General features: G+C 58.0%; 11 protein-coding genes. 3 read left to right on the top strand and 8 right to left on the bottom strand.

Features of this window, described 5'->3' with window-relative positions; translation table 11 throughout:
- Positions 1-43: 43 nt before the first annotated feature.
- From BLR72_RS12820 to BLR72_RS12795, 6 genes are all read right to left on the bottom strand, one after another.
- Positions 44-3,187, bottom strand: a complete 3,144-nt coding sequence (locus BLR72_RS12820) for an efflux RND transporter permease subunit (protein WP_091949098.1) — start codon at positions 3,185-3,187, stop codon at positions 44-46.
- On the bottom strand, positions 3,184-4,392 hold the full coding sequence (locus BLR72_RS12815) for an efflux RND transporter periplasmic adaptor subunit (protein WP_091949095.1): 1,209 nt from the start codon (positions 4,390-4,392) through the stop codon (positions 3,184-3,186). The genes BLR72_RS12820 and BLR72_RS12815 overlap by 4 nt, the downstream gene beginning before the upstream one ends.
- Before the next feature lie 26 nt (positions 4,393-4,418).
- The gene (locus BLR72_RS22475; protein WP_175492354.1) at positions 4,419-5,132 is read right to left on the bottom strand and encodes a TetR/AcrR family transcriptional regulator; all 714 of its coding nucleotides are present in this window, start codon (positions 5,130-5,132) and stop codon (positions 4,419-4,421) included.
- A gap of 91 nt (positions 5,133-5,223) precedes the next feature.
- On the bottom strand, positions 5,224-5,517 hold the full coding sequence (locus BLR72_RS12805; protein ID WP_091949094.1) for a HigA family addiction module antitoxin: 294 nt from the start codon (positions 5,515-5,517) through the stop codon (positions 5,224-5,226).
- Positions 5,518-5,526: 9 nt separating this feature from the next.
- Entirely contained in the window at positions 5,527-5,772 is a 246-nt protein-coding gene (locus BLR72_RS12800) for a type II toxin-antitoxin system RelE/ParE family toxin (protein WP_280140132.1), read from the bottom strand.
- 222 nt (positions 5,773-5,994) lie between these two features.
- Positions 5,995-6,738 (bottom strand): HNH endonuclease, encoded by a 744-nt coding sequence (locus BLR72_RS12795; RefSeq protein ID WP_139202530.1) that lies wholly within the window; start codon positions 6,736-6,738, stop codon positions 5,995-5,997.
- A gap of 398 nt (positions 6,739-7,136) precedes the next feature.
- Here BLR72_RS12795 and dcm point away from each other — a divergent pair, with 398 nt between their 5' ends.
- Entirely contained in the window at positions 7,137-8,141 is a 1,005-nt protein-coding gene (gene dcm / locus BLR72_RS12790) for a DNA cytosine methyltransferase (protein ID WP_091949085.1), read from the top strand.
- Between the two features lie 23 nt (positions 8,142-8,164).
- On the top strand, positions 8,165-8,596 hold the full coding sequence (locus tag BLR72_RS12785) for a very short patch repair endonuclease (RefSeq protein WP_091949082.1): 432 nt from the start codon (positions 8,165-8,167) through the stop codon (positions 8,594-8,596).
- Between the two features lie 517 nt (positions 8,597-9,113).
- On the opposite strand, the gene parC is transcribed toward BLR72_RS12785, so the two are convergent.
- Positions 9,114-11,402 carry a DNA topoisomerase IV subunit A gene (gene parC / locus BLR72_RS12780; protein ID WP_091949079.1) on the bottom strand — a complete coding sequence of 763 codons (2,289 nt, stop codon included), beginning with the start codon at positions 11,400-11,402 and terminating at the stop codon, positions 9,114-9,116.
- A 202-nt stretch (positions 11,403-11,604) separates the two neighbouring features.
- On the opposite strand from parC, the gene BLR72_RS12775 reads away from it, so the two are divergent.
- Entirely contained in the window at positions 11,605-12,801 is a 1,197-nt protein-coding gene (locus BLR72_RS12775; RefSeq protein ID WP_091949076.1) for a hypothetical protein, read from the top strand.
- A 167-nt stretch (positions 12,802-12,968) separates the two neighbouring features.
- On the opposite strand, the gene aspS is transcribed toward BLR72_RS12775, so the two are convergent.
- Positions 12,969-14,759 (bottom strand): aspartate--tRNA ligase, encoded by a 1,791-nt coding sequence (aspS, locus tag BLR72_RS12770; protein WP_091949074.1) that lies wholly within the window; start codon positions 14,757-14,759, stop codon positions 12,969-12,971.
- Positions 14,760-14,858: the final 99 nt, after the last annotated feature.

Genomic DNA, 14,858 nt, shown 5'->3' with positions numbered 1-14,858 from the left:
TCCCGCCGATGATTTCCGCAGATATCGGACTGCCGCCGCATCGTTACTCCGCGGCCTCAACGATAATCGGCCGCGATCCTTGCACGTGAACCAACTCGCCGTGTGCAACAGTCTCAGGCTCGTCGGGCTTGTTGGGGCGGAACGACCATTGGAAGGCGCGGCCCATCCAATGGCTGGCATCGTCCATGATCGTATAGAACGATGGAACGAAGACCAGCGACAGAACCGTTGAAACCAGAAGACCTCCGATAACGGCAATCGCCATCGGCGCGCGGAACTCACCGCCATCGCCGAAAGCCATGGCGGCGGGCAGCATGCCAGCAGACATGGCGATGGTCGTCATCACAATCGGGCGGATGCGCTTGCGTCCGGCATCGATGATTGCCTCGTTGCGGGCAACGCCATGCTTGACCTCCTCGACCGCGAAGTCGACGAGCATGATCGCGTTCTTGGTCACGATACCCATCAGCATCAGGATACCGATGACCACCGCCATCGACACGGAATTGTTGGTGAGCAGCAATGCCACCGCCACACCGGCGATCGACAGAGGCAACGACATCAGAATGGTGAAGGCGTGGAAGATACTGCCGAAAAGCAGGATCAGCACGACGAAGACGAGCATGAGGCCCATGATCATCGCATCGCGGAACCCGGCAAACACCTCACCCATGACCTCTGCGTCGCCCGTCTCCTGTATGCGCACGCCCTGGGGCATGGACTTCGCAGCCGGGAGGTTCTTGACGATATCGAGCCCCTCGCCGATCTCCTTGCCGCCCGCCATATTGGCGCCGACAACGACGCGGCGTTCGCGGTTGAAACGCTCGATGGAGGACGGTCCCTGGCCAAAGCTGATATCGGCGATGGATTCAAGCGGCACCACCACACCCGCCGGGGTCGTCACTGTCTGCGTACTGAGGATCGAAAGATCGCGGCGCGCTTCCTCGGTCAATTGCACGCGGATCGGAATCTGCCGGTCACCGATCGTGTATTTGGCAAGGTTCGCATCAAGATCGCCCAGCGTCGCGACACGCAATGCGTCCGACACCTGCGAAGTCGAAATGCCGAGTTCGGCGAGCTTGTCCATGCGCGGCGTAACAATGATTTCCGGCCGGTCGAGCGCGGCAGTCGACGATGCCGCCTGGAAACTGCCTGTCGCGGTCATCCCGCTCTGCAGCAGGCGGGCCTGCTCGCTGACCTTATCGCCATCGCTGCCGATAACGCCGACAGCAAACTCTCGCTCGCCGCGATCATTGACGAAATTTGCCCTGAGATCAGGCACTTCCGACAATTTATTGAAGATATCGACCTCGATCTGCTTCTGGGTCCGGTGCCGTTCGCTCTTGTGGCTGAGCTTGACGATCATCGTTGCACGGCGCGTATCGAGCGAACCCGTCGGCGACGAGCCACCGGTCACATAGGTCTGCTGGACTTCGGGAATCTCGCGCACCTTGAGCGAAGCCGCATCGGTCACGCGCAGCGTCTCGTCGATCGGCGCGCCCGGCGGCAGTTCGAGACTGACGGCGACCCGCGCCTCGTCCTGTGGCGGAACGAAACCGGAGGGCAGGAAGCCCATTGCCCAGATGGCGAGCGCGAAAAGTCCAATGCCGCTTACCAGCGTCAGCCAGCGATAGCGCAAGGTTACGCCGAGGAACCGCGTATAGCCGCGTATCCAGCCGGCTTCCTTGTCGCCATGATGCAGGCTCTTGCCGTCGCGCAGCAGATAGGCCGTCATCATCGGCGTCAGCAGGCGGGCGACGAGCAACGAGAAGAATACGGCGACTGCGACCGTCAGGCCGAACTGCTTGAAATACTGCCCGGCAATGCCGCTCATGAAGCTGACCGGCGCGAAGACGGCAATGATCGTCACCGAAATCGCGATCACGGCGAGGCCGATCTCGTCGGCGGCTTCGAGCGATGCCCTATAGGGCGACTTGCCCGAGCGCATATGGCGGACGATGTTCTCGATCTCGACGATGGCGTCGTCAACGAGGATACCGGTGACGAGGGTGATGCCGAGCAGGCTGATAAGATTGAGCGAGAAGCCCAGCATGTCGATCGCCCAGAAGGTCGGGATGGCCGACAGGGGCAAGGCGATCGCGGCAATCAGCGTCGCCCGAATATTGCGCAGGAACAGGAACACGACGATGATCGACAGCAGCGCACCTTCGACCAGCGAACTCATTGCCGATTCATAGTTGCCGTAGGTGTAGTTCACCGAATTGTCGATGATGCTGAAGCGCGCGTCCGGATACTTCTCCTTCAATTGATCCATCCGCGCCTGGACGAGCGCGTAGACATCGGTATCGCTGGCGCCCTTGGCGCGGAAAATGCCGAGGGACACAACGGTCTGGTTGTTGACCCGGGCAAAGGATTTGGGCTCCTCGAACGAGTCGCTGACGGTGCCAAGAGCATCGAGGCGCACCGAACGGCCGCCGGCGAGCGGAATTTCCACGGCCCGCAGGTCGTCGAGCGTACGCGATGCGCCAAGGGTGCGGATCGTCTGCTGCATAGTCCCGAGATCGCCGCGCCCACCGGTCAGGTCGGCATTCATCGATTTCAGTGCGCGGTTCACGTCCCAGGCGGTAACGCCAAGCGCCGTCAGCCGGTCGGGATCGAGCGAGACGCGGATTTCCCGGGTAACGCCACCATAACGCTCCACGCGGCCGACACCCTTCAGGCCCTGAATATCGCGGATGATCTTGTCATCGACGAACCAGGACAGTTCTTCCGATGTCATGGTCGGCGCCGAGACGGCATAGGTCAGGATAGACGATCCTTCGACATCGACCGAATTGATGATCGGTTCCTTGATCGTCGCCGGCAGGTCGTCGCGAATTCGCGACACGGCATCCTTGACGTCATCGAGTGCCTTTTGCGTGTCGACTTCGAGCCGGAACTCGACAAGCGTGGTGGAATTGCCTTCCGTCAAATTGGTGGTGACGTTCTTGACGCCGGTTATATTCGCAACCGAATCCTCGACCCGCTTGGCGATCTGGGTTTCAAGTTCCGTCGGCGCGACGCCGGGGTCGGTGACGGAGACCGAAATCAGCGGCACGTCAATATTGGGGAAGCGCGTGATCGGCAGTTTGGCGAAAGCCATCAGGCCGAGAACGACAAGCACCACGAAGAGAAGGATCGAGGGAACCGGGTTTCGGATCGACCAGGCAGAGATGTTCCAGTTCATTTGATGGCCCCCGTGGCCTCGTCGGTAACGCGAACCGGCGTTACGCGGTCGCCATTGGCGACGAAGGTTCCAGCGCGGGCCACGACTTCCTCGCCTTCCGCCAGACCCTTGAGGACCTCGACGGCGCGATCGTTGCGAATGCCCAATTCCACCGTCCGGCTATCGATGACGCCGTCCTTGACGACCTGCACAAGCGCGGTGCGGCCATGATAGACCACGGCGGAGAGCGGAACATTGATGCCGTCGCGACGTGTGAGTTCGACCACGGCGCGGGCGAAATTACCGGGCCTGATCGCCGGGTTCTTCTCAAGCGTGATCTTCACCGAGCCAAGGCGCGAACTTGCGTTGATTTCCGGCGAAATGAGGCGCACGCGACCGGATACCGGTTCTTCCATGCCCGAGACGCGGACCGAAACCGGCATACCCTCCTTGAGGCGAGGCAGATCGACCTCCGGGATATTGGCTGCTACTTCGAATTGCGCGTCGCGCGCAATGCGGAACAAGGGTCCTGCATTGAACGAAACGATGCCGCCAAGCAGGGCATTCCGGCTGAGCACGACGCCGGCGGTCGGTGCCTTCACGTCGGCTTTTTCCAGGCGCAGGAGAACATCTCGCTTCTGCGCGGCGACAAGCTGCAACTGCGACTGGGTGGCGACCAGCGCCTGGCGGGCGGTATTGAGACGGGCATTGGCGCTGTCGTGGGCGTTGGTGGCGTTGTCGAGCTCCATCTTGGAGTTGATGCCCTTGCTGGAGAGAGCACGTGCCCGCTCCAGCGCTTCCATGGCTTGGCGCACGGCAATCTCGGCATCGACGATTTGGGCCTCGGACTGCGAAATCGAAGCGTCGGCCTGAGCCCGCTGGGCATCAATCTGTGCGAGTTGTATCTGCAGCGCGGACTTGTCGAGGCGGGCAAGAATGTCGCCCTCCTTCACCACATCGCCCTGATCGGCGTTGAGTTCGAGGACGAGCAGGCCGGCAACATCGGTCCCGACCGCAACCTCCTGGCGCGGCACGATGGTGCCGTTTACGGTGATTGTCGAGACCATCTCGCTCTTACCCGCGGGTATGACATTGATGACCGGCGCTTTAGTCTCGGGGACGGCGGCAGCGGCTTTTTCTTCAGCCATCGCGCCCGCCATGACGGAAAGGGAGAGGCTCGACACGAGAGCCAGGGAAACAAGAACTTTTTTGCTGTAACGGCTCATCGGGAAAACTCGAGTTGGAGCGATCTTCAAATCTTAGAACTTGTCGGGCGCAGCATCGCTACCGCGAGCGCACGAAACACGGGCTCCAGCGCCTCGACCGGGAGGCCCTGGGCCGGAAAGTTGCGCATGATGATCCCCTCGCCCATGGCGGCCAGCGATGCGACTACCAGATCCATATCGGCGATCGGATCGATTTCGCCCCGCGCCTTGGCAGCTTCGAGGGCTGCATGCAGCTTTTCGCGCATCATCCCTTCGTGCAGTTCGCAGGTTGCCGCGACGGTTTCGTTTCGCATCGCCTCGGCCCGTACCTCGACAAAAAGACGCGCGCTGGAATCGGCCGGGCCCGGACCGCTATCGTTCAGCGACATCTTGCGCACATGGTCGGTGCCGACCTGGGTAATCGCATCGATGATATTGTTGGACTGCAGCATGCGATCGAGGATCTCGTTGCTTTGCTGGCGATGCATCGCCGCGATCGTCTCGATAATCGCTTCCTTGGAAGGAAAATAGCGGTAAAGCGCACCCGGGCTCATGCCTGCCTCGGAGCAAATATCGTTCATCGACGCGCCACGGAAGCCAGAACGGATAAAACAGCTCATTGCGGCGTTAAGAATACGCTCCTCCTGCGCTTCGCGATTGCGCGCGCGCTTGCCGAAGAGTTTGGCCACGAAGCAATGAGAGCCTTCCGCATCATCGTCGGAAGCGCTCCTTGCCTGCTTGGGCAGGACTTGATCAACCATCGATCCACCGAAATGAGAGAGAACGTTCTCTCTCATTTATATGAATGCGGGATGGCCGTCAATATGCGAGAGATCACTCTCGTTTATATGTCTATGCGGGAGATGCCAAGCGATGAAGCCGTCGCGTAATGTCATCCGCCTTCTTGCGAACCTGCGCCACGTCATAGGCCACCTGCATCTTTAACCAGTGGTCGGCCCTGCCGCCAATTACATATTCCAATCGCAGCGCCATTTCCGCAGTGATTGCGCTTTGGCCTGATAAAACTCGATACACCTGAGATCTTGTCACGCCCAGTGCTTGCGCGACTACTGTCACCGGCAGTCTGAGCGCCTCAATATCATCCTTGAGAAGTGCACCCGGATGCGGCGGATTCTTCATCGGCATGGCAATCTCCTAATGATAGTCTTCAAAGTCGACGTCGAAAACATTTCGCTCCGACATTGAAAATGTAATGCGCCAGTTCGCCAGAACCGTGACTGCCCATCGTCCGCTGCGATCTCCCTTCAGCGGATGCAGCTTCAGCGAAGGTCGATCCATGTCGTGCAGCGCTTCGGCCGAGTCGAGAGCGGCCAATATCGATGCGACCCTAGTTAGGTGAGTAACATTGCGATTTGCAGGCGAACCCCTCTCTTCCGCTATCCAGGTCAGCCAATCCTGCAGCCCTTTTTACTGACTGCAACTTCTGCATGCTGAAACGAGGTTCTTGCGTACTAGAGGTCGCAGCTGACCCATCATGAATAGCCCCATCGCAATATGCAAAATCAATTTTATATCCAACCATACCTAACATTTTCAGGGCCGCAGTCCGTTGCGGGGCAGTAGGAGGTATCTATAACATGACGCCCTGTACGAAGCTGTTGGTTAGAGGCGGCTAGAAGGGTCATCTCCAACGGCGTTCAAGCTTTCATACCCCTGCACCGCCGTCGAATTGGCTATCACGACCTCATGTACTGGTAGGCATGGCTTCTTCGTATGGATAACGCGGTGACAACTGGCGCAAACCATGGCCATTTCATCCACCCGAGTAATGCTGTCTGGCTGTAGTTCTTCTATCGGAACCTTATGGTGTGCCTCAATACAACGCTCACCATCCAAGCCGTACAAAGCAATGGGATCGAGGCCACATGCCTCGCACATAAGCTTTCCGTTGTTCTTGTCCTTGTAGTACTTCTTGGCACGCGCCGCGAATGCTCGATCTCGTTCTTTATAGACGTGCATCCGCACCAGCAAGCGCCCCTCGACACCGATAATGTCCTCCTCGATGTCGGTAGCTGGTTTTGAAGCGATGTCTTCCACTGCAGTTGCCGATGCGGCATTCGTAAGGCCGAATATTTCGTTCTGTATATCATTGATTCTGTCGGCCGCTTCCCGGATGGCAGTCGAATTTACGCCCTTGGAAACTTCATCACCGTGCGCGGTTATGGCGGCGGCTAGGTCTGGATGCTTGCTGGTGATTTCCACAAGATTGTTCAAGTCCACCGCAATGGCTTTGAAGCGATCCTGTAGTTCAATCTGGTAGTCTGAGTTCCGTATGGAGACGCGCAACGGCGCCAGTGTTGCCGTCATGCCATCATCTTCAATAATATCGAAGTCCATGGAATCCATGACGAACGACTTGTTCCTCAGAGGAAAGGCGACCTCGTACAAGGTGTCTTCGCGGGCTGGTTCAGGTAGCCTAGCGACTGCCATCACCAATTGTGGCAAATGGAACTTCTTTCTATTATTCTTGTCGAACTTACGAAGCCGGGGCTTTCCCTGAGCTTTTATCGCTCGTACTTCCGCTGGAATAATAACGTCTAGCGGCTCGAATAGCACTAAGAGGTCGCGATCTTGAAGCGATTCTGCGGGTACATACTCGAACTCTCCACGTCCCCCCGACGATCTCCACCGAACGGAGCATGTGGTCATGGTTAATCCTTTATAAGTTTGATTCGTGATAGTAGAATATCATCTGTACGATTCTTCGCTACGTGGTGCATTGACGACCTGACTCCAAACGTCGTATGGTTGGCCAATGTTCTCTTTATGTTCTCTATTGGAGTGAAACTCTGTCATACAAGGTCGCCTCATTTTTCTCTGGGATCGGCGGGCTCGACCTAGGGCTTGAACGCGCCGGATTCGACGTGCGGTTCCAATGTGAAGTGAAGCCCTTCTGCCGCGAAATCCTCCAGCAGCATTGGCCTAACCTCCCGCTTGACGACGATATTAGGAAGCTCGATGACACAAAAATCCCTGAAGCTGACGTTTGGGCAGCAGGATTCCCATGCCAGGACCTCTCGCTTGCACGCATGGGGCCTCGATCTGGGCTTCGAGGCGACCAATCTGGACTCTTTCACGACTTTATGCGCCTCGTTCGAGGACGCACTCCACGAGCCATTGTCCTCGAAAATGTCCACGGCCTTCTCTCTAGTCACGGAGGACGCGACTTCGCCATCGTACTCAAGGCGTTGGACGAACTCGGGTATGGTGTCGGATGGCGTGTGCTTAACAGCAAAGACTTCGGAGTCCCCCAGCAGCGCCGTCGTGTCTACATTGTTGCCATGCATCGAGACTCACGAGGTCCCGGACAAGTACTTTTTGAGCCAAAATGCGGCGACTGGAATTCTAAGAAGGGTAGACAGGATGAAGAGAAATCTGCCTCCCTCTTTCAGACAATCATTGGAGATGCTCTCAAAGGACCCCTCGTAAAGAGCATTGCTCACTGCATCTATGCCGAGTCGGCACGCCATACGGGGACTGATTGGTCTCGTAACTATGTCTGGTATCCGGATGGACGCGTAAGACGCTTTACTCCTAATGAGATTGAGCGAGTTCAAGGGTTCCCTGAGGATTGGACGAGGCCACGCCATTTTGATGAGCGGCAGGCTGATCGCATCGATAGCTTGCGCTATCATGCTGTTGGCAATGCTGTGACGCCTCCCGTGGCCGAGTGGGTCGGTCGTCAGTTGATGAATGTGATGAAGGCGCAGGACGGCGAGATGGTTCGCTCGCTTGTCGCAGCGGAATGAAGTCCGCCTAGGGGCGCGACACTATGGTCGATCAAATCTCAGCCGAGCGCAGATCAGCCGTTATGGGGAAGATCAAAGCTACAAACACCGGCCCCGAGATAAGGGTACGGAAAGCTGCGCATGCAGTAGGCCTTAGATTTCGTTTACAAAGATCTGACCTGCCGGGCAAGCCTGATCTTGTCTTCCCAAAGTTGAAGACTGCCCTGTTTGTGCATGGGTGCTTTTGGCATCAGCATCAGGGCTGCAGACGCGCGTCCGTGCCGAAAACAAGAACCGAGTACTGGAACGAAAAGTTAGCGCGCAATGTCGCCAGAGATGCAGCGACAATACCCGCCTTACAAGCGAGGGGATGGCGGACGGTTACGATCTGGGAGTGCGAAACTGCCGACCAGAATGCGCTTCAATCCATAATACGGGGGCGCCTATTTCTACAATGCACGGAAGTATCAGGCTAATCGACTTGCAAGTGATGGCCCTTTGCTACTCGCTGAAAGATGCCTAGTTCGCTTATTTCTCGTGCAGCATGCTCCACGAGTTTACCCCGCAGCTTGCCCGGCGGAGAAATACCCAGCCGTTCCAGTAGGCTTAACAACTCGGAATTGGATGCCATCATGTCGCCCAAGTACCTACGCAACTCGTCCTGAGAAAGTCCGAGGAGGAGTCATCAGGCCTTGCGATCCGCTTAAGTGGCGTCATCACAAGTTCTATTGCTTTCTCTGAACCGGCTACGCCTTCGGGCATCCCCAGACTGAAGAATTTTACGAGGGGTATTCTAGCTCTGCGCAGCCGATACCTCCCAATGGGGATTGCCAAGCTTGGCACCATATCCGGAGGCAGGCGGCCAGGATCATTATGTTGTAGAGGCGCTTAAGCGCGCGGCTTCTAAACGATTTGATCATATGGTTGTCTCATGTCGCGCGACAATAGACAACAACAATCGTTCGGAACAGACGACTTAAGTCGCAAGCGATATCAAGCAAACTTGCCGGAGCGCGGGAAACCCTTCGGCACCATCCGTCCGGCGGTTGCGCGCGGGCCGATCCACTCAAGGAGTTCGGCCTCGCTTCGGCTGAAGGTGCGCTCGGCCGCGTCCTGCCAGGTCAGGCCCTGCGCCATGGCGAAGATGCGGATATCGGACACGCCTCCATCCTTGTAGCGCTGCAGCCGCACACCCTTGCCCCGTCCGAGTTCGGGCACCTCCGACAGCGGGAACACCAGCATCTTGCGGTTTTCGCCGACGATGGCAACCGTATCGCCTGTAACCGGAATGCAATGGCGCGCCTCGTCCGGTGCCTTGACGTTCATCACCTGCTTGCCCTTGCGGGTATTGGCGATCACCTCGGCCTCGGGAACGACGAAACCATTGCCGACATGCGAGGACAGCAGCAGTTTGCGCTCGGGGCTATGCACGAAGGCCGTGACAATGTCCTGGTCGTTCTCCATGTCGACAATGATGCGGATCGGCTCGCCATGGCCGCGCCCGCCCGGCAGGCTGTTGGCGCCGATGGTGTAGAACTTGCCGCCAGTGGTGAGGACAAGGATGCGGTCCGTTGTTTCTGCATGGAAGGCAAGCTTAAGCTTGTCGCCTTCCTTGAAGGTCAGCGCCGAGAAATCGGCAAGATGTCCCTTCATGGCGCGCATCCAGCCCTTTTCGGAGACGACGACGGTGACCGGCTCCTTCTCGATCATCGCATGATGAATATCGGTCAGGTCGTGCTGCGGCGCCTCCGCGAATGTGGTGCGACGCTTGCCGAGCAGCGTATGCGGCGCATATTTTTTCTGCATTTCCGAGATTTGCCAGGAAATGGTCTGCCATTGCTTGGGTTCGGAACCGAGGAGTTGTTCAATCTCACGCTTTTCGGCGGTGAGACCGTCAAATTCCTTGCGAATCTCGAACTCCTCAAGCTTGCGCAGCGAGCGAAGCCGCATGTTGAGGATGGCTTCGGCCTGAACGTCTGTGAGTTCGAAGCGCCTGATCATCTCCTGTTTCGGCTCATCCTCCTCGCGGATTATGCGGATGACCTCATCGATGTTGAGATAGGCGATAAGCATGCCGCCAAGGATTTCGAGACGGCGTTCGATCTCGCCGAGCCGGTGGCGCGAGCGCCGGATAAGCACATCCTTGCGGTGTTCGAGCCACTCCTTCAAGACATCGCGCAACGACAGGACATTCGGCACCTTGCCGTTGGACAGCACGTTCATGTTCAAGGGGAAACGGGTTTCAAGTTCCGTCAGTTTGAACAGCGATTCCATCAGGATGTCCGGATTTACACTCCGGCTCTTCGGTTCGAGGACAAGGCGCACGTCCTCGGTGGATTCGTCGCGCACATCGTCGAGCAGCGGCAATTTCTTGGCAATCAGGAGTTCGGCGATCTTCTCGATCAGCCGTGACTTCTGCACCTGATACGGGATCTCGGTGATGACGATATTCCAGGTGCCCCTTCCCTGATCCTCAACCTCCCAGCGGGCACGCAGGCGGAAACCGCCGCGACCGGTCTTGTAGGCGTCAAGAATGGCATCCGCTGTTTCGACGAGGATACCGCCGGTCGGGAAATCGGGACCGCGCACCTTGGTCTTGAGCGGGTCTTCCTCCTCCACGGTCGACATCAGGTCCTCGACGCTCGCGTCCGGATGCTTGATCAGATGCAGCGCGGCCGCGCAAAGCTCGGAAACATTATGCGGCGGTATCGACGTCGCCATGCCGACGGCGATGCCAGACGAGCCATTGGCGAGAAGATTCGGGAATGCGCCCGGGAGGACGATCGGTTCCTCGTCCTCTTCATTATAGGTTGGCCGGAAATCGACCGCGTCCTCGGTAATGCCCTCAAGAAGCAGCATGGCGACATCGGTCATCCGCGCTTCGGTGTAGCGCATTGCCGCCGGGTTATCGCCGTCGATATTGCCGAAATTGCCCTGGCCGTCGACGACCGGATAGCGCACGGCGAAATCCTGCGACAGGCGCACCAGCGCATCATAGATCGACTGGTCGCCATGCGGATGGAACTTGCCCATGACTTCGCCGACGATACGCGCGCACTTGGCATAGGACTGGTCCGGCGAAAGGCGCAGAAGCCGCATGGCATGCATGATACGGCGATGCACCGGCTTCAGCCCGTCGCGCACGTCCGGCAGCGCGCGATGCATGATCGTCGAAAGGGCATAGGCGAGATAGCGCTCCTCCAGCGCCGCCTTCAGATCGACCGGCTCGATATTATTGTCATTGTCGTCGCCATTATCTGGCGGAATCACGCTTTTTCCCATGTCAATGGGTTATCAACTCGCCGATTCGGCGGCAAGCAATGATTCGCCAAGATCACAGCCAGTTGGCCCTGCCGGACGCACAGCTCTTGCTTTCGATCTGCAAATCTGACCTTCTCGCCCTTTAACAGCAAAGCTCCTCGGTGATGGCCATAGTTTTGCCGCTGCTGCACGCTTCGAATACGGGAACAGAAGGGATCAACTCATGGCTTCAATGCATCTGAATTCCAGCCTGCGCGTCCTCGGCGCAACCTCTGCTCTCATGATCATCTTTGCCGGATCGGCCTATGCGGTCGATGGAAATGCCGTCGCAGGGCGCCTCAAGGCCGTCTATGCCGAACAGGGCGGCACCTTCGACTACGGCAGTGTGGAAACCAACGGCTCGACTGTCGTCCTGAAGGATACAAAAGTATCGACCGCGGGCGTCAAGGAAAGTTTCAGCGCCGGCGACGTGACATTGACCGACGTATCTGACGCGCCCGGAGGCGGTTTCAAGATTGGCTCGCTGACGATCCCCGACATCAACTTCACCCCTGAAGGCGAACCCGGCAGCAAGGTCAATGTCAGCGGCATCAGCCTTGCTGGAATCACCTTGCCTCCTGAAGGCTCAACCGATCCGCTTGCCAAAATCCTTCAATATGAAAAGGCCGAGATCAAGCACTTCGACGTCAATGCAAAGGGCAAGGACGTCTTCAACGCCGACAATCTGACGGTCACCGTGTCGCCGATCACCGCGTCTGCCCCCGTCACCTTCACCTCCAACGTGGAACGCTTCAAGGCGGATCTGTCGACGGTGGAAGACCCGAAGGCGAAAGACGCCCTCAAGGCGCTCGGCTATGAGACGCTCACTGGCAAGATCGACATGAGCGGCAGTTGGAACATGGCCGATGGCCGGCTCAACATCGAAAAGATGGACTATATCGCCGACAATGCCGGTACACTCGGCATCAAGCTCGACATTTCCGGCTATACGCTCGATTTCATCAAGGGCTTGCAGGAAGCCACCAAGAACATGGAAGGCAAGCCCGATGATGCGCAGGGCATGGCCATGCTCGGCCTCATGCAGCAACTGAGCTTCAACAGCGCTGCGATCCGCTTCGACGACGCGTCCCTCACTTACAAGGCACTTGATTATGTCGCCAAGCAACAGGGCGCCAAGCGTTCTGACCTGATCAATCAGGCGAAGATGATCATTCCGATGGCCGCCACGCAGTTGAAGAATGCCGATTTCGCGCAAGCGCTCGCCCAGGCGACCAGCACCTATCTCGACAACCCGAAAACGATTGAAATCAAGGCGATGCCGGCAAAGCCCGTACCCTTCGCTATCATCGCGGCGGGCGGCATGGCCGATCCGAAATCGCTGATCAAGACGCTCGGGGTGACTGTCACCGCCACGGAGTAGCATTTCGCGCGACATGGATCCTCGGGCCGAGCCCGAGGATGATGGCGGAGGGAGTCGGTGCAACTCCGTTTGTTCCCCGGACGAGCTCCAAGATAGATTTTGGCGTAGCAAAAAGCCCGGCATTGCAGCCGGGCTTTTCTGTATTCAAAACCACATCGGCGAGGTTTTTAAACCTCTTTCTTCACCGGATTGAGGCGGATGTGCAAGTCACGCAGCTGCGCCTGCGACACTTCCGAAGGTGCATTCATCAGAAGATCGTAGGCTTGCTGGTTCATCGGGAACATGGTGATCTCGCGCAGGTTCCTGGCACCGACGAGCAGCATGACGATGCGATCGATGCCGGCAGCCATGCCACCATGCGGCGGAGCGCCATACTGGAATGCCCGGTAAAGCGCGCCGAAACGCTCTTCCACCGTCTCGCGCGAGTGTCCAACGGCCTCGAACGCCTTGACCATCGTCTCCGGCAGGTGGTTGCGGATGCCGCCCGAGGCAATTTCGAAGCCGTTGCAGACCATGTCGTACTGGAACGCCTTGATCGTCAGAGGATCCTGGTGTTCCAACGCGTCGATGCCGCCCTGCGGCATGGAAAACGGGTTGTGGGCAAAATCGATCTTCTTTTCTTCCTCCAGCCATTCGAAGAAGGGAAAATCGACGATCCAGCAGAGCTTGAACTGGTCGCGATCGACGAGGTTGAGTTCCTCGCCCGCGCGGGTGCGCGCCGCGCCGGCAAAGGAGACGAACTTTTTCGGATCGCCCGCCACGAAGAACACGGCGTCGCCTTCGTCGAGATCAAGCTGCGTCCGGATGGCTTCGGTACGTTCCGGGCCGATATTCTTGGCAAGCGGTCCGGCACCTTCCAGCGCCTCGCCTTCCTTGCGCCAGAAAATATAGCCGAGGCCGGGCTGTCCTTCACCTTGCGCCCAGGAGTTCATGCGATCGCAGAATGCGCGCGATCCGCCGGTTTTGGCCGGTATCGCCCAGACCTCGACCTTTGGATCGTTGGCGATCATGTTGGCGAAAACCTTGAAGCCCGAGCCGGCAAAATGCTCGGTGACGGCTTCCATCTCGATCGGGTTGCGCAGATCCGGCTTGTCGGAGCCGTATTTGCGCATGGCGACGTCGTAGGAAATCCTCGGGAATTCCTGCGTTACCGGCTTGCCATTGGCAAACTCCTCGAAGATGCCGCGCAGCACCGGTTCCATCGTCGAAAGCACGTCGTTCTGCTCGACGAAGCTCATCTCGATATCGAGCTGGTAGAATTCGCCGGGCAGGCGGTCGGCACGCGGGTCCTCATCGCGGAAGCACGGTGCGATCTGGAAATAGCGATCGAAGCCCGACATCATGATGAGCTGCTTGTATTGCTGTGGCGCCTGCGGCAGGGCGTAGAAGTTGCCGGGATGTATGCGGCTCGGAACGAGGAAATCGCGCGCGCCTTCCGGCGAAGAGGCGGTCAGGATCGGCGTCGAGAATTCCGTAAAGCCGATTTCCGACATGCGGCGGCGCATCGCCGAGATGATCTTCGTGCGCGCCATGATGTTCTTGTGCAGCGTGTCGCGACGCAGGTCGAGGAAGCGGTACTTCAGACGGATATCTTCGGGGTAGTCGAGCTCGCCGAAGACCGGCAGCGGCAATTCCTTGGCAGCCGACAGCACTTCGATCTCGCGGGCGAAGATTTCGATCTCTCCGGTCGGCATGTTCGGGTTGATCGTATCGTCGGTACGGGCCTTGACCTCACCGTCGACGCGGATAACCCATTCGCCGCGCACGGTTTCCGCCAATTTGAATGCTGGCGAATCCGGGCTCGCAACGATTTGCGTGAGACCATAGTGGTCGCGCAGGTCGATGAAGAGAATGCCGCCGTGGTCGCGGACGCGATGGACCCAGCCGGATAGACGAACAGTCGAACCAACGTCCGATTTACGCAAGGCTGCGCAGGTGTGGCTGCGGTAACGGTGCATGGTATGTGCCTCTGAATTTATGCTGGTTGCCGAAAAGCGTGGGAAATGCCCCGGCATGAGCCAAGAATTTGGGCGGACAAGCGCATTTTGAGGGTGATT

Origin of the sequence: Phyllobacterium sp. YR620 (genome assembly GCF_900104165.1) — a bacterium.
Taxonomy (GTDB): Bacteria; Pseudomonadota; Alphaproteobacteria; order Rhizobiales; family Rhizobiaceae; genus Phyllobacterium; species Phyllobacterium pellucidum.
Note: the sequence above shows the minus strand (reverse complement) of the source record. Positions and strands in the feature narration are given on the sequence as shown.

Coding starts and splice junctions, on each gene's coding strand:
- BLR72_RS12820 (WP_091949098.1), bottom strand. CDS start 3,187: ATGAACTGGAACATCTCTGCCTGGTCGATCCGAAACCCGGTTCCCTCG.
- BLR72_RS12815 (WP_091949095.1), bottom strand. CDS start 4,392: ATGAGCCGTTACAGCAAAAAAGTTCTTGTTTCCCTGGCTCTCGTGTCG.
- BLR72_RS22475 (WP_175492354.1), bottom strand. CDS start 5,132: ATGGTTGATCAAGTCCTGCCCAAGCAGGCAAGGAGCGCTTCCGACGAT.
- BLR72_RS12805 (WP_091949094.1), bottom strand. CDS start 5,517: ATGCCGATGAAGAATCCGCCGCATCCGGGTGCACTTCTCAAGGATGAT.
- BLR72_RS12795 (WP_139202530.1), bottom strand. CDS start 6,738: ATGGATTCCATGGACTTCGATATTATTGAAGATGATGGCATGACGGCA.
- dcm (WP_091949085.1), top strand. CDS start 7,137: ATGGTTGGCCAATGTTCTCTTTATGTTCTCTATTGGAGTGAAACTCTG.
- BLR72_RS12785 (WP_091949082.1), top strand. CDS start 8,165: ATGGTCGATCAAATCTCAGCCGAGCGCAGATCAGCCGTTATGGGGAAG.
- parC (WP_091949079.1), bottom strand. CDS start 11,402: ATGGGAAAAAGCGTGATTCCGCCAGATAATGGCGACGACAATGACAAT.
- BLR72_RS12775 (WP_091949076.1), top strand. CDS start 11,605: ATGGCTTCAATGCATCTGAATTCCAGCCTGCGCGTCCTCGGCGCAACC.
- aspS (WP_091949074.1), bottom strand. CDS start 14,759: ATGCACCGTTACCGCAGCCACACCTGCGCAGCCTTGCGTAAATCGGAC.